Source organism: Acinetobacter sp. YH12140, from assembly GCF_013418475.1.
Classification (GTDB): domain Bacteria; phylum Pseudomonadota; class Gammaproteobacteria; order Pseudomonadales; family Moraxellaceae; genus Acinetobacter; species Acinetobacter amyesii.
Window position 1 is genome coordinate 34235 of the sequence record NZ_VPBZ01000010.1, and the last position, 21042, is coordinate 55276.

A 21042-nucleotide genomic window follows, 5' to 3' on the forward strand; every position below is an offset into this window, starting at 1 on the left:
GAACGATCAATGACTTCGCTACTCAGGCAGGCGAAATGCCGTCAACTGCTGCATGTGTTGTGTTTCTGGAAGTTCGATACTGAGTAAGGTCTGTTCTGGAAATTGATGCGGATGTAACTTGATTTGAAATTGCCGCGCAGTCAATTGTTCACAGGCAAAGCGAAGTTTGGCTTGCTGCGGCATGATATTCATGCCGTTTTCAGATTTGGCTTTATAAATATATAGCTGCTGATGTAACCCGCCGCTAGTGATCGGTTGGATCTGCTCAAGTTCATATTGCGTCAGTTTTTGGGCACTCAAAAAACCTTGAATTAAAGATTTACAGATAAAATTTTGCTGGCTTTGAGCTTGAGTGTGCTGCTCGGGTTGGCACGCCATAAGCGTGAGTGTGCTGAAGATGATTAGACCTGCTCGAAACTGCGTGAAGTCATTCATTTAATTGTCCCCCTATCGTTATTTTTGAGATATCAACCTGATGCATTCAGATTAAATCTGTTAACTTAATGGGTACAGATACAAAAATGATTAAAAAAAGGGTACAGATGGCTTTTCAATATCAGCAGCTTGCGCAGCAGTTGGCACAGAAAATTTATAGTGGTGAATTGGCCGCAGGGCAGCGTCTGTATGCGCTACGTCAATTTTCACAGCAGCATCAGATCAGTTTAAATACCGCGAAACGCTGCTATGAATTACTTGAAGCCAAAGGCCTCATTTATGTCAAAGAAAAGTCTGGTTATTTTGTACAATCCTCACAGAAAGCCCAGCAAATTGCCGTGCCGAATCATCCTGATTTTGATTCCCGACCTCGTGAAATTTCGAATTTAGAATTGCAAATTCAGATCCATGAAGCATCTGCAAATAGTCGCCTGATTCATTTGGGTTCAATTCAGTTGTCCCCCAATTTTGTTCCTGTTGAAGCAATCAGACGTTCAATCCAAAGGGCATTAAAGCATTGTAAACCAGAAGATTTTTTATATAACAATCGGCAAGGTCATCCACAATTGCGTGAAGCTTTGTCGGCACATTGGGCTGAAGATGGTTTTTACATGCCTAAGGATGATATTTACATCAGCAATGGTTGTATGCCTGCTTTGTCAGTGATGTTGCAAAATCTAAGTGCGGAAGGGGAGAGTGTCATTGTTCCGACGCCGAACTATAACGGGCAATTGCAATTATTGGCTTTATTGAAGCGGAAAATTGTTGAAATTCCTGCCAATACGGAAGGTTTTGATTTAGATCGTTTAGAGCAGGCAATGCGGGATTCAGGCGCGAAAGTTTGCTTATTGACTGCAAATTTTCAAAATCCTTTGGGTTTTTGTTTAAGTAATGAAGATAAGGAACGAATTGCACAACTGGCTGAAAAATATCAATGTTATGTGATTGAAGATGATATTTATGCTGAGTGTAGTTTCAATGCAAAGCGACCATTGCCTATCAAATATTGGGACCGGGCGGGCTATGTGATCTATTGTGCGTCGATTTCAAAATCTTTATCGCCTTCTTATCGGGTGGGGTGGTTTTGTCTTCCACCACATTTGCAACATTTGCGTCCCAAATTACTTTTGCAAAATGATTCGGTGAATACGCCTTTGCAGTTAGGGCTTGCAGATTTGATTTTTAGTCGTGCTTATCGCCAACATCTTGCTGAATTGCGTCCTAAATTAATGGTGCAAGTCGAGCAGTATCGTCAGTATATTTACGATGCTTTTCAAGGGGTTGATATCCGTCTAAATCGGCCTCAAGGCAGTTATGCACTGTGGTTGCAGATGCCTGAACAAATAGACAGTTTGGCGCTGTATTACCATGCGCAAAAACATGGCATCAATATTGTGCCAGGTTTAATTTTTGGTGAGGACAATCGTTATAACAACTGTATTCGTCTAAATGCTGGGCATGAGTTGTCTGTAGATATTCAGCAGGCCATTTTATTGCTTGCAGATTGGGTGCGTAAGGAATGCAGAAACACAAATGTCATCTAGATTAATGAGTCCATAAAGCATACAAAAAAAAGCCTGCATGCAGCAGGCTTTTTGGGCTTAGATTTTTGCCGTTAAAAATCAGCTTTCAACACGATACGATAACGCACGTTTCCTGAATGCAAACGTTCAATCGCTTCATTCACCTGAGACATTGGATACATTTCAATTTGTGGTGCAATATTTTGACGTGCGGCGAATCGAAGTAATTCACGCAGTGCTGCAGGAGAGCCTGTTGATGAGCCAGTGACAGATTTAGCACCACTGATCAGCATACCTGCGGGGATTTGCATCGGCTCAAGTGCTAGGCCGAGCATGTGAACGCTTCCATTCGGTGCCAGAGTCGAAAGGTAGGCTTGCCAATCCAACGTCACATTGACCGTGCTTAAAATCAAATTGAACTTACCACGTTGTGCTTTAATCGCGGCAAGATCACGACTATTCACCACATGGTCAGCCCCCATAGCTTTAAGTTCATCAGTTTTATCTAAGTTTGAACTGAATGCGGTAATTTCACAGCCCCAAGCTTTGAGCAATTTAATCGCCATATGACCTAAACCACCAATGCCGATCACGGCAACATGGTGAATGGCCTGAATTTTGTGCTGTAAGATGGGATCAAATACCGTAATCCCGCCGCAGAGCAGAGGGCCAGCACTGGTTGGGTCGAGATCATCTGGAAGCGGAATAACCCATTGCCAGCCAGCACGGACTTTGTCGGCAAAGCCACCTGCATGACCGACGATCGTCGCTGTCTTGGTTCCGGTACATTGCACTTGGCGACCATCGATACACGAGTCACAGTGTTGACAACTTTCTGCTGTCCAGCCAATGCCTACACGCTGTCCGACTTTGAGTCCTTTGGCTTCGCTGCCGAGTTGGGTAATGGTTCCAATCACTTCATGCCCTGGGACCACAGGATATACCGAAGATTTCCAATCATTTTGGATAATAGAAATATCTGAGTGACAAAGACCGCAATACTCGACTTTGACTTCAACCTGATGGGCTTGTAATTCACCTGCATCAAATTGGTAGGGAACAAGGGCTTCACCACTGTTCATTGCTGCATAGGCTTGAATTGTATTGTCACTCATTATTCTATCCTTTCTGTTTTTGAGGTCATTCTGCGTGCGTGTATTTAAAGTCACAGTGATTTTCATGATCATTGACCATACCGATAGCTTGCATCAGAGCATAGCAAGTCGTTGGGCCGACAAATTTAAAACCATGCTGTTTTAATGCTTTGGACATGGCCTGACTTTGAGCGGTTTGTGCAGGGGCGCTGCGATATTCAACAACATCGTTGTTGGCAATGTGACCTTCGACAAAACTCCAAAGTAATTCCACAGGATGAATCCCTTGGGTTTTTAACTGTTGCCATGCTTTGGCATTATCACGAATGGCAGTGAGTTTGCCGATATGGCGAATCAAACCTGAATCTTGTAATTTTTCTTGTAATTGTAGGTCACTCAACGCTGCAATTTCGGCAATGGGATATTGAAAAAAATGCTGCTGATAGCAGGCCCGCTTTTTCAGCACAGTGATCCAAGACAGCCCCGCTTGTTGTCCTTCAAGACACAGCATTTCAAAGAGATGCTGCTCATCAAAACTAGGTTTAGCCCACTCAGTGTCGTGGTAGGCAATATACAAAGGATCTTCGGAGCACCAAGCACAGCGTTGTATCGTCATGTTGAATGCTCCTTTTTGACTTAAATTTTAAAAGCTGTCCATTGGTCGTTTTTATTGTCCCAATACAACAGTTCCGCTTGATCGAGATCGGCAAATTGAATCCATACATCTTTACCAGATTTGTCTGCGTAGCCGGTGCTGATGAGTAATGCTTCTTCAGTGATCTCCATGATCCAGCCCTGATAAGACTGTCCATTGAGGCTGATTTTTTGTTGATTGCCAGATTCTGCAAATTCCACCAGACGATTGATCAACGCTTCTGACATGTATGTTTCCTAAAATTAACGTAAATACGGATAGGGGTTAACGGCATTGCGACCTTTACCACCCAAGTAAATGCCATAATGCAAATGTGGTGCAGTATGTCGAGCATTGCCAGTATTACCTACATAGCCAATGACATCACCTTTTTTGACATAGTCGCCGACGTTTAAGCCACGTTTATGACCATCAAGATGCGCATAATAATGCCAAGAACCTGCGGGCCCCATAATCCATATCACTTTACCACCCAAATTGTTATTACGTAAGTCAGCAACTAAACCTTCTGTAGCACTGAGAACTTTTGTTCCACGTGGAACAATAATATCAATGCCTTCGTGGCTCCGCCCTTGGCTACGCGCTGCGCCCCAAGTATCCTTGAGCGCACTTCGTTTGACTTGATGAACAGGAACAGGCAATTGATTGGGTAAACGCATGTTTTGTAATTTTTTCACTTCATGTGCAGGCAATGTACTACCAGATGGTTTGGGTGGAGTTGACGTACAGGCACTGAGTAAAACCAAAATAAAACCAATACCGCCGAACAACCCTCTGCGAAGCAAAAATCCTTGAGTCACATTTGTCCCTATTCAATTGATGAGCAGTTCAAAACTATGGCATAGAATGGCTTTCGAGTTCTAGCGTAGATATGAGTTTTTTCATGGCGGTTGGAATACCGAGTGCAGTGGCTTGTATCGGGGTATACCACTGTGCGTTGCATTCAATGGCTAAATGCTCTTTTTGATCGGCAGCAACAGTAAATACAGTAGCCTCTAAAAGCCAAGTGAAGTGGGTAAAACTATGAGATATTTGCACTTGAGTAGTGGTAGATTTCAGTCCAAGCTGCTGAGTGTAGGATTGAAACTCATGGGGTTGATCAAAAATAGGTAAACACCACAGACCGCCCCATAGACCGCTATTCGGACGTTGTATCCACAGCCATTCTCCTGCAGATTGAATCAGCATGACTTGAGCCTCTCTCACTGGAACAGGCTTTTTAGGCTTTTTATAAGGTAATTCAGTCTCTAAACCTTGAGCATGTACTTTGCAGTGCTGCTGCATAGGACAATATAAACAGAGCGGCTTTTTCGGCGTGCAAACGGTTGCACCAAGATCCATAATCGCTTGGGTATAATCGTGGTTGCGTTCAATGGGGCAGAGCTCTGTCGCCAGTTGCCACATGGCCCGTTCATGTACAGGTTTCGATAAATCATCTTCAATAGCAAAGAATCGAGACAATACTCGCTTGACGTTGCCGTCCATAATCACGCCATATTGTCTTAAACCTAAAGACATCAGCGCACCCGCGGTAGACGGGCCGATGCCCGGTAGTTCCATCCACTGCTCAAGATTGCTTGGAAAATGTCCCTGACGTGCAACAATACCCGCGGCTTTGTGTAAGTTCCGAGCCCGTGCATAGTAGCCTAAGCCAGCCCAATAGGGTGCCACATCATCCCAAGAAGCATGACCTAAATCTTCAACAGTTGGAAATCGTTGAATAAATCGATCAAAGTATTGTAAGACGGTTTTGACTTGAGTCTGTTGTAGCATAATTTCTGAAACCCACACTTTGTAAGGGTCATCCTTCACTTGCCACGGTAAGTCATGACGACCATGGACATCAAACCAGTCGAGAAGGGCATCAGAAAAGTTAAACATGCAAAACAGTCAAAATTGAAAAAACCTGCCTAGTATACATCTTTCTATAGGTATTCTTTTTGTTCAAAACGAAATCTGTATATCAGGGGAAATGCAAAAATAGTGGCTATCAAAAAAGGAGCCGAGGCTCCTTAGTGAGTGTAAATTTAAAGTTTAGCTTTTAAAGCCCCAGCGGGTATCGAGCGCCAATGTTTGGTTTTCATAACGTGGAATAATGTGAATATGCACATGTTCAGTGGCTTCGCCAAAAACTTGTCCATCATTAAACCCAATATGAAAGCCAGTAGGTTGATAGCGTAAATTTAATTCATTACGCGCTTGTTCAAGTAAGGACATTAAACTTTTACGTTCTTTATCAGTAATTTCAAAAAATGAACCAACATGACGTAGTGGGACAATGACAGCATGCCCTTTAGACAGTGTATGTGGTTCAGGAAGTACAACACCAAAATCATTTTTTGCAATCACGTCATATTCGTCAAAATTGCAATATGGACAATTGAGTTCTGTCATTGTGCTCTCCTCATTTTTATAAATTAAATATTGTTATTGGTTCTTAGCGCTTTAAGAACCAAGCTGGCGTGCTAACAAGGCATACATGGCTGCTAAGCTTTGCTGTTCTGCAGCAGCGTTATAAGCTAAATCTACGCCGTTGGCTTTGGCACGTTCATCCGCCATCGGGTTGCTAAAGCCGTGTTTTGCACCTTCAAAAATATTAATTTGATACTTCACTTGGGCAGCATCCATTTCATTTCTAAAGGTCGCAACATCTTCTAAGCTCACCATCGAGTCGAGCTCACCATGTTGCACTAAAATCTCTGCTTGAACTTGTCCTGTTTGTGCAGGAGTCGCTGTAGCAAGTGTTGCATGGAAGGTCACCACAGCTTTTAATGCAGCACCTGAACGAGCTAAATCCAGCACGACTTTTCCACCATAGCAAAAGCCTATAGCTGCGAGTTTATCTGCATTTACTTCTTTTTGCTGTGCCAAAGTGTTTAATGCAGCAGACGCACGGGTCACAATGGTGTCGGCATGATCAAAAGTCTGCATCATCCATTCATAAGCTTGCTTGGCATCTGTGGTGACTTTTTTGTCACCATACATATCCAAAGCGAAAGCAGCATAGCCTTGTTCTGCCAATTCACGCGCACGTTGTTCGGTATATTCATTGCGTCCCCACCATTCAGGGGCAACTAACACACCTGCGATCGCAGTGTCTAACTCTGGAGCAGCAAAATAGCCAAAAAGTTGAGTTCCATCCGCTGCTGTATATTGAATTTCGCGCGTCTTAATTTTAACGGTCATGGTCAAATCCTTATGTGCGGCTACGCAGTTAATGAAGATTTAAAATAAAAGGGAAATAAGTTTTTGTGAAATAAATATAAGATATCAATGTGAATTTTAAGTCAAATCAATCAAAAAAATTGTAAAAGAAAATAATGGTACGAAGGAATATTGAGGAGCACCGAGATTTGTCGATGCTCCTGAAGGGAATATTGTTATTTCGGGAGAACTTCAATGAGCTCTACATCAAAAATCAGCGTGCTGTTTGGCTCAATGACGTCTGCTGAACCAATTTGACCATAGCCTAAATTGGCAGGAATGAAGAAGCGATATTTTGCACCTTCTTTCATCAACTGTAGACCTTCCGTCCAACCCTGAATGACTTGGCTCACTTGGAACATCGCAGGTTGGTTGCGTGCAATTGAACTATCAAAAACAGTGCCATCAGTTAAGCGACCTTCATAGTGAACTTTCACTGTTGAATTGGCTTTAGGTGACTTACCTTTGCCAGCTTGAATGAGTTGATACTGCAGGCCAGATTTCGTGACCTGAATGCCCGGTTTTTTGGCATTTTCAGCAAGGAAAGCTGAACCAATGGTGGCATTCGCATCCGCTTTTTGCTTCAGTTCAATCAGTTGTTTCGCTTCGGTTTGCTTTTTATATTGAGTTAAGGCACGGGTCATTTCTTCATCTGTTAGTGACGAAGCTTGACCTTTAGATGCTGCCTTTAAACCTGCAACAAATGCATCAATATCTAAGTCCTTAATGGATTCAGCATTACTGCGTCCCATTAAATAACCAAAACTATAACCGACTTGTTCTGCAGCACTACTTTTATTACTGACATCTTTGGCAAATACAGTGCTTGAGCAGAGTGCCAAACACAACATACTGATCTGTAATTTCATGACCGAGTCTCAAAATAAAGCAGGAGAGCGAAAAGCTCTCCTGTACCGGTTTTATTATTTAACTTCAATGAGTTCTACATCAAAAATTAAAGTACTGTTCGGTGGAATCGTTCCTGGAACACCTTGAGCACCATAACCTAGGTTTGAAGGAATATACAAAGTGGCTTTGCCGCCTTCTTTCATTAACTGTAGACCTTCAGTCCAACCTGGAATCACTTGATTCAATGGGAATTCAATTGGCTCGCCGCGCTGTACTGAACTATCAAATACAGTGCCATCCACTAACTTACCTGTGTAGTGAACTTTAACAACTGATGTGGCTTGCGGTTGTTTACCTGTGCCTTCTTTCGTTGTTAGGTACTGTAAACCAGAAGCAGTGGTTTTAACCCCCGCTTTACTTTTGTTTTCAGTTAGGAAATTATCACTGCTACTTTGTGCTTGCTTATTGCTTTCGAGCTGCTTGTTTTGCATTTCTTGCTGGAACTCAGCATATGCTTTTTGTAATTCTTCTTCAGTATATGCAGGTTTTGCACGAGCATGACCCGCACGAACACCAGTGACAAAGCTATCAATATCTAATTCTGGAGGCGTTTGATGGGCAACTTCATAACCAAGTGCATAACTGATTTTAGCGACAGCAGAAGCATTTGCAGCTGGTTGAGTTGATGTTGCTGATTGCGTAGCAGGTGTTTTAGTTGCATAGTAAACAGGAACAAGTGCGGCACCGCCGAGTAATACAGCGACAGCGATAGGTAGGGCCTTACTCATATATTTTCCCACAATTATTTTATATGTAAAAAGTTGCTGAAATTCTAGCAGACTTTTCCTGTTCAGCGCTTACCTATCTCTATGATCAGGTAAGGTGCAGGAAAGATTATCATAGTCATGTTCTTATTTTTATACTATAACGGTATGAATATATAAAACATTTTTTATACAGAAAGATGCATGCAACATAAATATCGAAAATAAAAAAGCCACCGTATTCGGTGGCTTTTTTGTTGAATAGGCTTGAATCAGTCTTGGTCTTTTGAAGCTTTATAACCATAAGAATAGTTATAGCCATAACCATAACCAGCTGAGCTACGTTGAATGTCGTTTAGAATAATACCATTGACCTTCACACCCACTTGTTCAAAGCGGTTCACGGTTAACTCTAATTCTTTCAACTGAGTTTTCGCATAACGAGCAATCACCAGATTCACGCCAGCAAATTGCGAAATAATGATACCGTCTGTCACCGCAAGTACAGGAGGGGTATCAATGATCACATGATCGAACATCGGTGAAATCAAATCTAAGAATTCTTTAAATTTACCAGAACTTAAAAGCTCAGATGGGTTAGAAGGGCTCTTACCGCGAGTAATCACACTTAAATTTGGAATTTCAGTGGTTTTAATGATGCTGTCTAGATCACGCTGACCATTTAAATATTCAGCTAGACCTGGTTGGTTGTCATGATTGAAATATTTGTTTAAATAACCACGACGCAAATCTGCATCAACAATTAAAACACGTTTATCGCTTTGCGCAAGAATCGTAGCCAAGTTGGTTGAAATAAACGATTTACCAACTTCTGGTGCAGGCCCTGAAATCATGATCAGGTTATTTTTTGCCGATGTCAGTGCAAAGTGAATGGCAGTCCGCATACTGCGTAGGCTTTCAATCGCAATATCGTCGCTATTTTTAACCGCAAGTACAGGAATGGTCTTTTTCTTCTTCAGTAACTTGATGCGACTTTCTTGAACAGGGGAACGTGGCACAGTGGCATAAACCGGAAGATCCAGATTATTTTCAATTTCTGAAGAATCTTTAATTCCTGAGTGAAGCATATTGCGAACAAGAGCAATTAATACACCAATAAAACCGCCTACAAATAACGATAAAATTAGAATAATTAATTTTTTTGGCTTGATTGGTTCAATTGGCTCTACAGCAGTATCGACAATACGGACATTACCGATTTCACCAGCTTTGGCAATGCGAAGCTGTTGGTAAGAGTTCAATAATGCAGTATAAAGTTGTTGTTTTACTTCAACTTCACGATAGAGCTGTAAATAACGACGCTGTAAATCTGGTAATTTCTTTAAAGTGGTATTTAGCTCACCAATTTTGCTATTGATTGCACCCAATTGAGCATTCATTTGCTGCATCACAGGATGTTCACTAGTGTACTTTGCAGAAGCTTCAGCAACTTTTTGCTCTAATTCAGCTTTTTGAGTTTCAAGAGTGACACTTTGAGTTAAATAGAGTTCAGATTCTTTAGTGACATCGACAGTATTAAACTCTTGACGGAATTTGTTAAATTCACGTTCTGCGACATCAAGCTGTTGTTTTAATTCAGGGAGTTGTTCGTCTAGGAATTTTAATGTTTGTGCACTTTCAGCCGAACGTCTTTCAATATTTTGATGGCTGTAGGCTGCTAAAACGGCATTTAAAACTTTTGTAATATGTTCTTTATCTTGGCCCTGATAGTTAAGGCCAAGCACGCCCGTCATTTTACCTTTTTCAGCTACAGAATAGTTTGCCAAAATATTCTCTACTGCGGCAGGCAATGACTGCTTTTGAATTAAATAGTCATCTTTGAATTGATCTTTGCTATAAACTGAGATTTCCCAAAGACCTTCTGCTGTTCGCAAAGAACTTTTTTGGTTCAATGGTGCTGTTAATATTTTTTGGTCAGTGTCTAGATCAATTAAAGAAAGTTTATTTTCTTGAAATTGGAGACCAAGGTTCTTGTCACGATATTGTGTAGGGATATCAAATTGGCGAATTTCAAAACTTTTTTCATTATCTTTGAAAACGACTGATTTATTTTTATATTCTGTGACATATTCATGCGGGGAAAATAAGCGATCAGTGAAAGAATTTTCTGTACCGGAAATTTTTAGGTCGAGATGTAAACTCTGAATGACATTACCAAGAACTAAACGTGATTTAAGAATCTCAATTTCTGCTTGGGCAGGCTGCTTTTGATCAATCATGCCTGATAGATCACCTAAGAGTGCAGCAGAAGTCCCTTTACTCTCTTCCACTTGTACTAAAGCATTGACTGAATAAGTATCCGGTGTTGCTCTTAAATAAAGTAAAGCACAAACAAGACTTAAAATTACACATAATGCAATTAACTTCCACTGTGCAATCAGAGAGAAAAATAATTCTTTTAAATCAATTGTATCTTCTGTATTGATATTTTGGCTCATAATCGTACATCAAAAGTTAAATTTGTTTAGTCCAATCTGCAACGCAAGATTGGATCAGTTCTGAGGTTTGGTCAAAAAAAGCTTGATCGTGCTGATAGGGGTCAGGCACATTTTTACCTTGCCAATGACCTAAACGAAAAGTCTTTCCCTTTGCAAATGGCCATGTCTGTTCAATATGCTTTTGTTGATTTGAACTCATGACCAAAATTAAATCTGATTTTTTGATCAGTTCAGCATTTAATTTTTGCGCAATATGTCCACTCATATCGATGCCAATTTTTTGCATACAGTATTGAGCTTTTTCATCTGCTGCATGTCCAATCATACCTGAGATTCCAGCTGAATAAATATTCAGGTCGGGATGATCTTTTTTTAGGAGATACTCCGCCATAGGACTTCGGCAAATATTACCTACACAGACCACCAAAATATTTTTAAATAACATTATTGGCCCAATCTGTCCAAATTATAGATGATATTTGAGAAAGGAATCACTTGATTGATTACACGCTGCCAGCGAGCTAAACCAGATGCATCAACATAGACAATATCATTGCTGCGCATTTTGAACTGGTTAGCGAGCCCAAAGTCACCGATACTGGTTAAATCTAAATGGTAAATTTCAGTCATCGGGCTATTTACATCGCTACGCACTACGTAGATTTTACCTCGACTTGCTGAAAGTGAGTTAATACCTAGACTTTCACCTAGGACATCACTGAGGCTCATGCCTTGTTCACGCATTGGTAGGGATTGGTTTTTACCAGACTCTCCCATCACATAAATTTTTTGGTTCTCACGTGAGTTGACATAAATTGTGTCATTCGGTTTGATGAGTAAGTTGTGTAAAGAATATCCAGCTTTTTCAAGTTCAATACTATTGAGTGCATAACTTTGACCATTTCTAACTAAGGTTAAAGATGCATTGTCACCAAATTGACTATTTACTCCGCCCGCCATACCTAAAGCAGTATAAATACTTATTGGTTGGTCGGTTAGATTAAACTGACCGCCTTTCATCACGTTACCTTGGACAGAAAAACGTTGGCCTTGGTAGGAAAGTATGCGAACAATCACATCTGGGGTTTTTAAGTAACGAGCAAGTTGGCTGCGTAATTCCTGATTGACTTGTGTTAGTGATTTTCCGGCAGCTTTATATCGGCCAATAATAGGGAATTGGATATAGCCACTTTGATCAATTTGGTAACCGTTTGATTTAATCGCCTCTTCATTACTAATGGTATTTGTAGGTGGCGTTATTTCCGGATATGCCCATAAATAAATGGATAAAATATCACCTGAGTTTAGACGATAACTTTTTTGTTGTTGATTGAATAGATGGGCAAAATTTTGCTGATTTACTTGGGCGGGTTGAACGGCTAATAAATTTTCTTGAGTTAGTTTAATAACATTGACTGTCGAGCCTAAATCAGTCTGAAATGTACCTTCTTTAGGAAGGTCATAGGTTTGTAAGCCTGAAGTAATGGCACAACCCGTCATACTTAGACTCAAAGCTAACATACAGCTATAACGATAGTAACTCACTCGAATACAAATCCTATTTATAAAATTTTTGAATCATTGAAATACGGGTTTAAGTACCCAAATTACTCATTTTAGAATGTTAAGTTTATACTATTCACTTTGTAGAATATAGCTTTACATTTGTTTTAAATCGTAAGTTTAATCAAGACTTGCATGGATAAATATCTTTTTAAAGATCTTATTGTTATTTGAATTTTTTTAAATATACAAAGTTGGTTTTATAGGGTGAATTGTTTAATCCTATAAATATTTTTGATTAAAATTACAGGCCTCATAGAACATCATTACACAATCGAAATTTGATTTTCTGATATAATTTAACGCTATTTACAACATAACGATGATTGATAATTCATCGATGACATAGGCTTCAGTATGTTACAACTCTCCGAATTAAAAATTGCCATAATCGGATTAGGTTATGTCGGTTTACCGCTAGCTGTTGAGTTTGGAAAAAAAGTACCCGTTGTGGGTTTTGATATTCATCAAAAGCGTATTGATGAATTACGTAGCGGACGTGATCATACCCTAGAAGTTTCTCCTGAAGAATTAGCACAATCAGCTCAATTAAGTTACAGCGCAAATTTAGAAGACTTAAATGACTGTAATTTCTTTATTGTGACAGTGCCAACCCCGATTGATGAATATAAACAACCAGATTTAACTCCGTTGGTGAAAGCCTCAGAAAGCATTGCGAAAGTGCTGAAAAAAGACGATATCGTGGTGTATGAATCAACGGTTTATCCGGGTGCAACGGAAGAAGTTTGTATTCCTGTTTTAGAGAAAAATTCAGGCTTAATATTCAATCAGGATTTTTATGCAGGCTATAGCCCTGAGCGTATTAACCCGGGTGATAAACTGCACCGTGTGACCAATATTTTAAAAATTACTTCGGGTTCAACACCAGAAGTTGCTGATTATGTTGATGCAGTTTATAACCTGATTATTGAGGCAGGCACACATAAAGCAGCCAGCATTAAGGTTGCAGAAGCAGCCAAGGTGATTGAAAACACCCAGCGTGATGTGAATATTGCCTTAATTAATGAATTGGCATTGATTTTCAATAAAATGGGTATTGATACCGAAGCGGTATTACACGCAGCGGGAACAAAATGGAACTTCCTTCCATTCCGTCCGGGTTTAGTCGGTGGTCACTGCATCGGTGTTGACCCGTACTATTTAACGCATAAAGCCCAAGCGATTGGCTACAACCCTGAAATTATTTTAGCGGGTCGTCGTTTAAATGATGGTATGGGCGCTTACGTTGTGACTCAGCTAGTGAAAGCCATGCTGAAAAAACGCATTCAAGTGGAAGATGCCAAAGTCCTCATTTTAGGCTTAAGCTTTAAAGAAAACTGCCCGGATATCCGTAATACCCGCATCATTGATATTGTGAATGAATTGAAAGAATATCATATTGATGCAGATGTTTATGATCCTTGGGTCGATGGAGCTGAGGCAGAACATGAGTACGGTATTAGCCCTGTGCAGGCGCTGGAAAATGGCAAATATGATGCAGTAATTTTAGCGGTTGCGCATCACCAGTTTAAAGACATGGGTGTAGAGGCGATCCGTGCTTTGGGTAAAGCTGATCATGTGCTGTATGACTTGAAATACGTGTTATCTCAAGCTGAATCTGATCTTCGTTTGTAAGGAGCATACCATCATGAATCAATATCAACAGGTATGTGCAAACCTAAAAACAGCGCCTAAAACATGGCTGGTAACGGGTGTTGCGGGCTTTATTGGCTCGAATCTTCTCGAAACATTGCTCAAGCTCAACCAAACCGTAGTGGGTTTAGATAACTTTGCTACAGGTCATCAGCATAATTTGGATGAAGTGCAAAGTTTAGTGACTGCTGAGCAATGGGCGAAATTCAGTTTTATTGAAGGTGATATTCGCCAATTTTCCGACTGCCAAAAAGCCTGTGCAGGCGTGGATTATGTACTGCATGAAGCTGCTTTAGGTTCTGTACCGCGTTCGATTGCCGATCCGATCACCACCAATGACACCAATATTAGCGGTTTCTTAAATATGCTGACGGCTGCGCGTGATGCAGGTGTTGCCAGCTTTACATACGCAGCCAGCAGTTCGACTTATGGTGATCATCCTGCATTGCCAAAAGTAGAAGAAAATATTGGTAAACCACTTTCACCCTATGCAGTGACGAAGTACGTCAATGAGTTATACGCAGACGTATTTGCGAAAACTTATGGGTTTAAAGCAATTGGCTTACGTTATTTCAACGTGTTTGGTCAGCGCCAAGATCCTAACGGTGCTTATGCTGCGGTGATTCCGAAATGGACGGCATCAATGATCGCGGGTGAAGATGTCTTCATCAATGGTGATGGTGAAACCAGCCGTGATTTCTGTTTCATCGATAACACGGTTCAAGCCAATATTTTGGCGGCAACTGCATCTGATGACGCCAAAAACCAAGTGTATAACGTGGCTGTGGGTGACCGTACTACGTTGAATGAGTTATATCGTGCCATTCAGGTGGCACTTGCTGAAAATGCGGTGAACTTTGAGCGTGATCCTGTGTACCGTGAGTTCCGTGCAGGTGATGTGCGTCATTCACAGGCGAGCATTGCCAAAATTGAGCAGCATTTGGGTTATGCACCTGAGTTTAAAATTGCTGAAGGCATTCAACTCGCAATGCGTTGGTACGTCAATAACTTAAAATGATCTTGAGCAGATGATTGCGAAACTGTTCGCAAAATATCAGTCCATTGGACTGATTACACTCAGTTTACTGGTCGGTGCGATAATGACATTTATCGCACTTCCTGTTTTAACGCGCCTATATTCTGTTGCTGATTTTGGCGCGTATGGTATTGCTTTGGCGATTGTCAGTGTTTTATCGACCGTTGCTAATTTACGTCTCGATCAAGCTTTATTGGTCGCGGACGAGCAAGACAAAAAGAGTCTGATTTTTGAAGGGGCGGTGTTCTCAACAGGCATTGCGATTCTTAGTGGCATCGTCATTAGCTTTATTTTAAATGTTGAAATGGCAAGTGCAGTCGCCACAGGCGTGCTTGCCAACACTCTGATTCAGAGTCTGTATAATTATCAATTTGCTGCGCATAAGGAATATTTTTGTGCAGGCTTAAATATTTTTAGAAGTGCGATTGTCGTTGCGGTGCAACTGAGTTTGCCACTGTTTATACAGATCAGTCTGGTCAATAGCTATAATGTCAGTTCTATCCTGATGATCGTGGCGATGTTGCTCTACATCTTGAAGTATCAGCTCTATCAAGTCAGTTGGCAGGCGTTTAAAAATTATCAAGATTTTATTTATGCCAATACCCCGCATGCCTTGCTGAATAGTTTTTCACATAACTTGCCATACTATGTGGTGTCGCATTTTGTGGGTGTGCAGGCGATGGGTTTCTATGCCATTGTCGAGCGGACTTTACGTGTGCCGATCAATCTGATTTCACAAACCTTACGTCAGTTTTTTATCCGTAAGTTTAAAACTACAGATTCAAATAAAAATGCCTTAAAGGCAAGTGTGCTTTTAAGCTTGTTGTCACTGCCTCTTTTTGCAATTTTCTTTATCTTGCCTGAATCGGTCTATCTTTGGATTTTCGGTTCTGAATGGGTTGGCATCTCAACTTATTTCCAAATTTTAGCGTTGGGCTATTGGGCGATTTTCTGTAATCCGCCAAGTTCGGCCTATTTAATTGCCAAGCGCAATAGCCAAGTATTATTTAAACTGCAAATCGTAGAGCTCATGATTAAGTTTGCTTTATTTGCAGGCTTGTATGTTCTATGTGCCGATAAAATTTATATGCTCTTGGCGGTGCCTGTGGCGCTGATCATTTATAACTTTGCCATTTTATATGTGGTGTGGAGAAACAAAAGCTGATGTTTTTTAAACTGTTAAAACTGATGAATTGGTTCACTGCACAATGCCGTCAGCAATTTTATAACCTGGCTTTTGGTACGAAATTTCGTTATTTCGGTAAAGCCTGTACGGTCGAAATTAGTGGACAAGTGAAGATTGGTCAGAATGTTTATATTGGCGATCATGTCAGTTTAATTGTCGAGCAAGGTGCAAGCTTAGAAATCGCAGATAACAGTTTTATAGGTGAAAGTTGTTATATCAAATGCTTTGGTGGCAAGGTTTCGATTGGCAAAGACGTCAGCATTAATTCTAAGTCCTATATCAATGGTTGTGGCGGTGTGAGCATTGGCGATAACACCCGTATTGGCACGCAAAGCATCATCATTGCCAGTAATCATAAATTTGGTGAACCTGATGTGTTGGTGAAAGATGCGATTACCAAACAAGGGGTGCGTTTGGGGCAAAATATTTGGCTTGGTGCACGGGTGACGGTACTTGATGGTGTGAAAATTCCAAGTGATTCGGTGATTGGCGCCTGTAGTTTGGTATCTAAACCTTTGCCTGAATCAGGGGTGTATGTCGGCATTCCGTCCAAAAAAATCAAATCTGTGTAAAGTGCTATGCGTATCGTAAAACACATTTTCAGCGTAAAATATTCAGCTTAATTTTCTCCCTTTTGATTTTCTGATCCTGACATAGGTCATGCGTATGGCATTTATGGTTTCTGCTTTTCGACAGCTGTTTGATCTTGCTTATTTTATGGCGAAGGGCAGTGTGGCTTATGCACGTAAAAAAGGTGTGAAAGTCGGTGAAAATTGCCGAATCTATATTAAAAATTGGGGCTCAGAACCGTTCTTGGTTAGCATTGGCGACCATGTGACGGTCACTTCAGGGGTGAAATTTATTACCCATGATGGCAGTACCTGTCTAGTCAAAGATGAGCAAGGGAAGCGCTATCAACGCTTTGCCCCAATTCAGGTGGGTTCGCATGTGTTTATTGGTGTCAATACTATTGTAATGCCGGGCGTGACCATTGGCTCAAATGTGGTGATTGGTGCAGGTTCGGTGGTGACCAAAGATATTCCTGATCATAGCGTGGCGATTGGTGTGCCTGCCAAAGTGGTATCCAGTTTTGCTGATTATCAAGCCAAAATTCAAAGCACCTGTGCCAGTGATACTGACTTAGCCGGTATTACGGATTATCGCGAGCGCGTGACACGTGCCATGGCGATTCAAGCCTCAAAAAACCATCGTTAATATTCTCCCATTTCATAAAATTTAGGTCTGCATATGTTGAATAAAGTCATGTTCTTTTTGCCAAGCTTGGGTGGTGGCGGTGCAGAACGTACAGTCATTCAACTCGCCAACAGCTTTGCGGAACAAGGTCTCAATATTCATTTGGGCGTGTGTGATGTCACAGGTGATAAAGCTAAGCTGTTGCCTGAAGTCAGCCCGAAAATTCAATTGGTGAATTTTAATTGCGGTCGGGTGATGAATAGCATCATGCCTTTAAAAATAAAAATGAAAGCTGAGCAATACGACTGCTTAGTCGCAACGCAAACCCACACCAATATTGTGGCAGGTATTGCGAAAAAACTCGCAGGTGTTAAAACGCGATTAATCTTCCGTGAAGTATCTACGCCGTCCAAAAACTTAAAACTGCAAGGTCTTGCCAAATTTTTGCTGAAAACTTTGGTGAATTGGACTTATCCCATGGCACAGCAAGCGGTCTGTGTTTCCAAAGGGGTTGAAGTCGATTTTCGTGAATATTATGGCTATAAAAATAATAATCTGAGCACGATTTATAACCCTGTATTGGACGATGCCTATTTTGAAAAGGTCCAAGCGCCAGTCACACACAAATTTTTAAATGGTGACCATAAAGTGATTTTGGCAGTGGGGCGTCTCACTGAAGCAAAGAACTTTGGTTTTCTGATCCGCTCCTTTAAAGCCTTGCATGATCAGCATCCTGAAACCCGATTATTGATTTTAGGTGAGGGCGAACTGCGTGCAGAGTTTGAGGCTTTAGTTACTGAATTGGGTTTAAAAGACGTGGTGGATTTACCGGGCTTTGATGCCAATCCATACGCCTATTTTAAATATGCATCGCTATTTGTTTTAAGCTCGAATTGGGAAGGCTTGCCGGGTGTACTTATTCAAGCCTTAGCCTCTAAAGCGAAAGTGGTGAGTACCAACTGTCCAAGTGGACCAATGGAAATTCTAGAAAACTCTAAGTTTGGTTTATTGGTTGAATGCAATGATCAGGCAGGGTTAACCCAAGCCATGCAACAGGCGATTTTTGCAGATTATGTACAGTATTCTGAAAATGAGTTTCAGGCGCATATTCAGCAGTTTCATAAGCAAACCGTACTTAAGCAGTATTTGCGTATGATGGAGTCTGCATCATGACTAAACCATTAATGGTGCATGTGATTACTAACTTTGCAGGCGTGGGTGGTGCTGAGATGATGTTGGCACGCTTAATTCAGCAAACTGAGCATGACTATCAGCACGTGATCATTGCACTGATGAAAACTTCCAAGGTGTATCAAAGTACTTTAGAACGTTGTCAGTCGTATTATGCGCTCGGTTGGAATGGTTTAAATACGCTGAGTACGATGAGTCAGCTGCGCGCATTACTCAAAAATCTACAGCCCGCAACGGTGCAATGCTGGATGTACCATGCCAATGCATTGACCAGTCTCAGTGTTATTGGTTTAGCGAAAAAACCAAAGGTCGTATGGGGTATTCATCATTCTCTTGCTTCTCCTAAAGATGAATCAATCAGCACCAAGATTGCCTTGGGCATAAGCAAAATACTGTCACAGCAACCTAGTGCTATTATTTATTGTGCGCATTCGTCTATGCAGCAGCATCAGGCCTTCGGCTTTAAAAATGGCAATAGCCTAGTGATTGCCAATGGCGTGTTTCTTGATAAATTTCAGCCTAATCCCCAATTGCATGAACCAACCGTGATTGGTTTTGCAGGGCGTTATCACACGGCCAAAGGCTACCCCTATTTGTTTGAAACCATGGGTTTACTGAAAGATAAAAACATCATCTTTAAAATTGCAGGTAGCGGCGCGAGTTTAGAGAATCCTGAAGTAAAGGCTTTATTCGATCAATATCAATTGGATAGTCAAAAAGTCCATTTATTGGATCAAATCTCAGATATGCCTGCTTTTTATCAATCGATTGATGCATTCCTCATGACTTCAATTACCGAAGGTTTTCCGAATGTGTTGGTCGAAGCCATGGCATCAGGTTTGCCTTGTATCAGCACCGATGTAGGTGATGCGCAATATATTGTGCAAGAGCTTGGCGAAATTGTACCGCCGCGTAATTCGGCTGCATTGACGCAAGCAATTTTAAATTATGTGCAGCAAAGCAATGATGAAAAATTGCAGTTGAAACAAGCCGTGCGTGAGCGCGTAGAAGCACATTTCAGTATTGAGAAAGTGAGTCAGCAATATATGCAAGTTTGGGAGCAAAGCCGTTGAAATTTCTGATGATCAGCAGTTTTTTGCCTTCTGTTTTAAATTTCCGCGGGAAACTGTTGGAAGCTATTCATGCACAAGGCTACGAAATTCATATTATGGCGCCTGAATTCGCATCATTCCCTGAAGAACAGCAAAAACTGCAAGCCCTTGGCTATCATCTGCATGAAATTCCCATGCAGCGCACAGGCACCAATCCGCTGTCGGATTTAAAACTGTTAAAACATCTCTATCAGAAGATCCGTCAAATTCAGCCTGAGTATGTGCTGTCTTATACTATTAAGCCTGTGATTTATGGCACGCTGGCTGGATGGCTTGCGAAAGTACCGCATCGTTTTGCTTTAATTACTGGTCTGGGTTATGCCTTTCAAAATGTAGAAGCGGGTAAGCGCAGTCTATTTCAAAAACTGGTGCATGGCTTATATGCGCAAGCGCTCAAACGTAGCGACAAAGTTTTTTTCCAAAACCCAGACGATTTAGAGCTGTTCCAAGACATGCATTTGCTTGATGCCAATAAACCAACTGTGGTGGTGAATGGTTCAGGGGTGAATGTGCAAGACTTTGATGTCATGCCTTTACCCAAAAATGAACAAGGGCAGGTCAAAGTCTCATTCTTACTCATTGCACGCCTTTTAGGTGATAAAGGCGTACGTGAATATGCTGAATCGGCGCGCATCATCAAAGCACAATATCCTGAATCGGAATTTCATTTGGTCGGTTGGATTGATGATAATCCATCAGCTATTTCTCAAGCCGAACTCGATGAATGGATTGCCGATGATCGCCTCAAATATTGGGGCAAACTCAGTGATGTCCGTCCTGCAATTGCGGAAAGCTCGGTCTACGTGTTGCCCTCCTACCGTGAAGGCACGCCACGTACGGTATTAGAGGCGATGGCTATGGGGCGGGCGATTATTACCACCGATGCGCCGGGCTGTCGTGAAACCGTTACCAATGGTGTAAATGGCTATTTGGTTGCGGTGAAATCAGTCAATGATTTGGTGCAATGCATGCAATACTTTATTGAAGATCCAAAACTGATTGAGTATATGGGACAGCGTTCGCGAGAAATTGCGCTGAATAAATATGATGTGCATCAAGTGAATAAGCATATGCTGGCTGAAATGGGTATCCATTAAAGGCGATTCACCCAATTTAAGAGGCGA

The 21042-nt window shown here is 41.3% G+C and carries 22 protein-coding genes; 9 read left to right on the forward strand and 13 right to left on the reverse strand.

Annotated features, from left to right (window positions below):
* Window positions 1–18: 18 nt before the first annotated feature.
* Window positions 19–435, reverse strand: a complete 417-nt coding sequence (locus FTU75_RS14875; RefSeq protein ID WP_257223802.1) for a hypothetical protein — start codon at window positions 433–435, stop codon at window positions 19–21.
* Window positions 436–542: 107 nt separating this feature from the next.
* Here FTU75_RS14875 and FTU75_RS14880 point away from each other — a divergent pair, with 107 nt between their 5' ends.
* Window positions 543–1979 carry a PLP-dependent aminotransferase family protein gene (locus FTU75_RS14880; RefSeq protein WP_180116256.1) on the forward strand — a complete coding sequence of 479 codons (1437 nt, stop codon included), beginning with the start codon at window positions 543–545 and terminating at the stop codon, window positions 1977–1979.
* A 71-nt stretch (window positions 1980–2050) separates the two neighbouring features.
* On the opposite strand, the gene FTU75_RS14885 is transcribed toward FTU75_RS14880, so the two are convergent.
* The 12 genes from FTU75_RS14885 to FTU75_RS14940 all read right to left on the reverse strand — a co-directional run bounded on the left by FTU75_RS14885 (window position 2051) and on the right by FTU75_RS14940 (window position 12504).
* Window positions 2051–3073, reverse strand: a complete 1023-nt coding sequence (locus FTU75_RS14885; RefSeq protein ID WP_180116259.1) for an NAD(P)-dependent alcohol dehydrogenase — start codon at window positions 3071–3073, stop codon at window positions 2051–2053.
* 25 nt (window positions 3074–3098) lie between these two features.
* Window positions 3099–3668: a DNA-3-methyladenine glycosylase I gene (locus FTU75_RS14890; RefSeq protein ID WP_180116261.1), complete on the reverse strand. Its 570-nt coding sequence runs from the start codon at window positions 3666–3668 to the stop codon at window positions 3099–3101.
* 20 nt (window positions 3669–3688) lie between these two features.
* Entirely contained in the window at window positions 3689–3934 is a 246-nt protein-coding gene (locus FTU75_RS14895; RefSeq protein WP_180003637.1) for a hypothetical protein, read from the reverse strand.
* A 15-nt stretch (window positions 3935–3949) separates the two neighbouring features.
* Complete coding sequence (locus FTU75_RS14900; protein WP_180116365.1) at window positions 3950–4492, reverse strand: M23 family metallopeptidase; 543 nt, start codon at window positions 4490–4492, stop codon at window positions 3950–3952.
* Window positions 4493–4541: 49 nt separating this feature from the next.
* On the reverse strand, window positions 4542–5588 hold the full coding sequence (mutY, locus tag FTU75_RS14905; RefSeq protein ID WP_180116263.1) for an A/G-specific adenine glycosylase: 1047 nt from the start codon (window positions 5586–5588) through the stop codon (window positions 4542–4544).
* Between the two features lie 153 nt (window positions 5589–5741).
* A complete protein-coding gene (locus FTU75_RS14910) occupies window positions 5742–6101 on the reverse strand; it encodes an HIT family protein (protein WP_078191628.1) in 360 nt (119 codons plus the stop codon).
* A gap of 51 nt (window positions 6102–6152) precedes the next feature.
* Complete coding sequence (locus FTU75_RS14915; protein ID WP_180116265.1) at window positions 6153–6893, reverse strand: dienelactone hydrolase family protein; 741 nt, start codon at window positions 6891–6893, stop codon at window positions 6153–6155.
* Window positions 6894–7087: 194 nt separating this feature from the next.
* Window positions 7088–7780 carry an FKBP-type peptidyl-prolyl cis-trans isomerase gene (locus tag FTU75_RS14920; protein WP_180116267.1) on the reverse strand — a complete coding sequence of 231 codons (693 nt, stop codon included), beginning with the start codon at window positions 7778–7780 and terminating at the stop codon, window positions 7088–7090.
* Window positions 7781–7834: 54 nt separating this feature from the next.
* Entirely contained in the window at window positions 7835–8548 is a 714-nt protein-coding gene (locus tag FTU75_RS14925; protein ID WP_078191625.1) for an FKBP-type peptidyl-prolyl cis-trans isomerase, read from the reverse strand.
* 248 nt (window positions 8549–8796) lie between these two features.
* Entirely contained in the window at window positions 8797–10983 is a 2187-nt protein-coding gene (locus tag FTU75_RS14930) for a polysaccharide biosynthesis tyrosine autokinase (RefSeq protein ID WP_218948372.1), read from the reverse strand.
* Window positions 10984–10999: 16 nt separating this feature from the next.
* Window positions 11000–11428 carry a low molecular weight protein-tyrosine-phosphatase gene (locus FTU75_RS14935; RefSeq protein WP_180003627.1) on the reverse strand — a complete coding sequence of 143 codons (429 nt, stop codon included), beginning with the start codon at window positions 11426–11428 and terminating at the stop codon, window positions 11000–11002.
* Window positions 11428–12504: a polysaccharide biosynthesis/export family protein gene (locus FTU75_RS14940; protein WP_180116367.1), complete on the reverse strand. Its 1077-nt coding sequence runs from the start codon at window positions 12502–12504 to the stop codon at window positions 11428–11430. The genes FTU75_RS14935 and FTU75_RS14940 overlap by 1 nt, the downstream gene beginning before the upstream one ends.
* A 399-nt stretch (window positions 12505–12903) precedes the next feature.
* Here FTU75_RS14940 and tviB point away from each other — a divergent pair, with 399 nt between their 5' ends.
* The 8 genes from tviB to FTU75_RS14980 all read left to right on the forward strand — a co-directional run bounded on the left by tviB (window position 12904) and on the right by FTU75_RS14980 (window position 21015).
* Window positions 12904–14181: a Vi polysaccharide biosynthesis UDP-N-acetylglucosamine C-6 dehydrogenase TviB gene (gene tviB, locus FTU75_RS14945; protein WP_180116269.1), complete on the forward strand. Its 1278-nt coding sequence runs from the start codon at window positions 12904–12906 to the stop codon at window positions 14179–14181.
* Between the two features lie 13 nt (window positions 14182–14194).
* Complete coding sequence (locus FTU75_RS14950) at window positions 14195–15217, forward strand: NAD-dependent epimerase/dehydratase family protein (RefSeq protein ID WP_180116270.1); 1023 nt, start codon at window positions 14195–14197, stop codon at window positions 15215–15217.
* Window positions 15218–15227: 10 nt separating this feature from the next.
* The gene (locus FTU75_RS14955) at window positions 15228–16400 is read left to right on the forward strand and encodes a lipopolysaccharide biosynthesis protein (RefSeq protein ID WP_180116272.1); all 1173 of its coding nucleotides are present in this window, start codon (window positions 15228–15230) and stop codon (window positions 16398–16400) included.
* Window positions 16400–16993 carry a DapH/DapD/GlmU-related protein gene (locus FTU75_RS14960; RefSeq protein WP_180116273.1) on the forward strand — a complete coding sequence of 198 codons (594 nt, stop codon included), beginning with the start codon at window positions 16400–16402 and terminating at the stop codon, window positions 16991–16993. The genes FTU75_RS14955 and FTU75_RS14960 overlap by 1 nt, the downstream gene beginning before the upstream one ends.
* A 94-nt stretch (window positions 16994–17087) precedes the next feature.
* Window positions 17088–17636 carry an acyltransferase gene (locus FTU75_RS14965; protein WP_180116275.1) on the forward strand — a complete coding sequence of 183 codons (549 nt, stop codon included), beginning with the start codon at window positions 17088–17090 and terminating at the stop codon, window positions 17634–17636.
* Between the two features lie 33 nt (window positions 17637–17669).
* Window positions 17670–18788: a glycosyltransferase gene (locus FTU75_RS14970; RefSeq protein WP_180116277.1), complete on the forward strand. Its 1119-nt coding sequence runs from the start codon at window positions 17670–17672 to the stop codon at window positions 18786–18788.
* On the forward strand, window positions 18785–19879 hold the full coding sequence (locus FTU75_RS14975) for a glycosyltransferase (RefSeq protein ID WP_180116278.1): 1095 nt from the start codon (window positions 18785–18787) through the stop codon (window positions 19877–19879). The genes FTU75_RS14970 and FTU75_RS14975 overlap by 4 nt, the downstream gene beginning before the upstream one ends.
* The gene (locus tag FTU75_RS14980) at window positions 19876–21015 is read left to right on the forward strand and encodes a glycosyltransferase family 4 protein (RefSeq protein WP_180116280.1); all 1140 of its coding nucleotides are present in this window, start codon (window positions 19876–19878) and stop codon (window positions 21013–21015) included. Before FTU75_RS14975 ends, FTU75_RS14980 begins: the two co-directional genes overlap by 4 nt.
* Window positions 21016–21042 lie beyond the last annotated feature (27 nt).

Excerpts from the sequence above, each read along its gene's own strand:
- FTU75_RS14875 (WP_257223802.1), bottom strand. The coding sequence starts at position 435 with ATGAATGACTTCACGCAGTTTCGAGCAGGTCTAATCATCTTCAGCACA.
- FTU75_RS14880 (WP_180116256.1), top strand. The coding sequence starts at position 543 with ATGGCTTTTCAATATCAGCAGCTTGCGCAGCAGTTGGCACAGAAAATT.
- FTU75_RS14885 (WP_180116259.1), bottom strand. The coding sequence starts at position 3,073 with ATGAGTGACAATACAATTCAAGCCTATGCAGCAATGAACAGTGGTGAA.
- FTU75_RS14890 (WP_180116261.1), bottom strand. The coding sequence starts at position 3,668 with ATGACGATACAACGCTGTGCTTGGTGCTCCGAAGATCCTTTGTATATT.
- FTU75_RS14895 (WP_180003637.1), bottom strand. The coding sequence starts at position 3,934 with ATGTCAGAAGCGTTGATCAATCGTCTGGTGGAATTTGCAGAATCTGGC.
- mutY (WP_180116263.1), bottom strand. The coding sequence starts at position 5,588 with ATGTTTAACTTTTCTGATGCCCTTCTCGACTGGTTTGATGTCCATGGT.
- FTU75_RS14910 (WP_078191628.1), bottom strand. The coding sequence starts at position 6,101 with ATGACAGAACTCAATTGTCCATATTGCAATTTTGACGAATATGACGTG.
- FTU75_RS14915 (WP_180116265.1), bottom strand. The coding sequence starts at position 6,893 with ATGACCGTTAAAATTAAGACGCGCGAAATTCAATATACAGCAGCGGAT.
- FTU75_RS14920 (WP_180116267.1), bottom strand. The coding sequence starts at position 7,780 with ATGAAATTACAGATCAGTATGTTGTGTTTGGCACTCTGCTCAAGCACT.
- FTU75_RS14925 (WP_078191625.1), bottom strand. The coding sequence starts at position 8,548 with ATGAGTAAGGCCCTACCTATCGCTGTCGCTGTATTACTCGGCGGTGCC.
- FTU75_RS14930 (WP_218948372.1), bottom strand. The coding sequence starts at position 10,983 with ATGAGCCAAAATATCAATACAGAAGATACAATTGATTTAAAAGAATTA.
- FTU75_RS14935 (WP_180003627.1), bottom strand. The coding sequence starts at position 11,428 with ATGTTATTTAAAAATATTTTGGTGGTCTGTGTAGGTAATATTTGCCGA.
- FTU75_RS14940 (WP_180116367.1), bottom strand. The coding sequence starts at position 12,504 with ATGTTAGCTTTGAGTCTAAGTATGACGGGTTGTGCCATTACTTCAGGC.
- tviB (WP_180116269.1), top strand. The coding sequence starts at position 12,904 with ATGTTACAACTCTCCGAATTAAAAATTGCCATAATCGGATTAGGTTAT.
- FTU75_RS14950 (WP_180116270.1), top strand. The coding sequence starts at position 14,195 with ATGAATCAATATCAACAGGTATGTGCAAACCTAAAAACAGCGCCTAAA.
- FTU75_RS14955 (WP_180116272.1), top strand. The coding sequence starts at position 15,228 with ATGATTGCGAAACTGTTCGCAAAATATCAGTCCATTGGACTGATTACA.
- FTU75_RS14960 (WP_180116273.1), top strand. The coding sequence starts at position 16,400 with ATGTTTTTTAAACTGTTAAAACTGATGAATTGGTTCACTGCACAATGC.
- FTU75_RS14965 (WP_180116275.1), top strand. The coding sequence starts at position 17,088 with ATGGCATTTATGGTTTCTGCTTTTCGACAGCTGTTTGATCTTGCTTAT.
- FTU75_RS14970 (WP_180116277.1), top strand. The coding sequence starts at position 17,670 with ATGTTGAATAAAGTCATGTTCTTTTTGCCAAGCTTGGGTGGTGGCGGT.
- FTU75_RS14975 (WP_180116278.1), top strand. The coding sequence starts at position 18,785 with ATGACTAAACCATTAATGGTGCATGTGATTACTAACTTTGCAGGCGTG.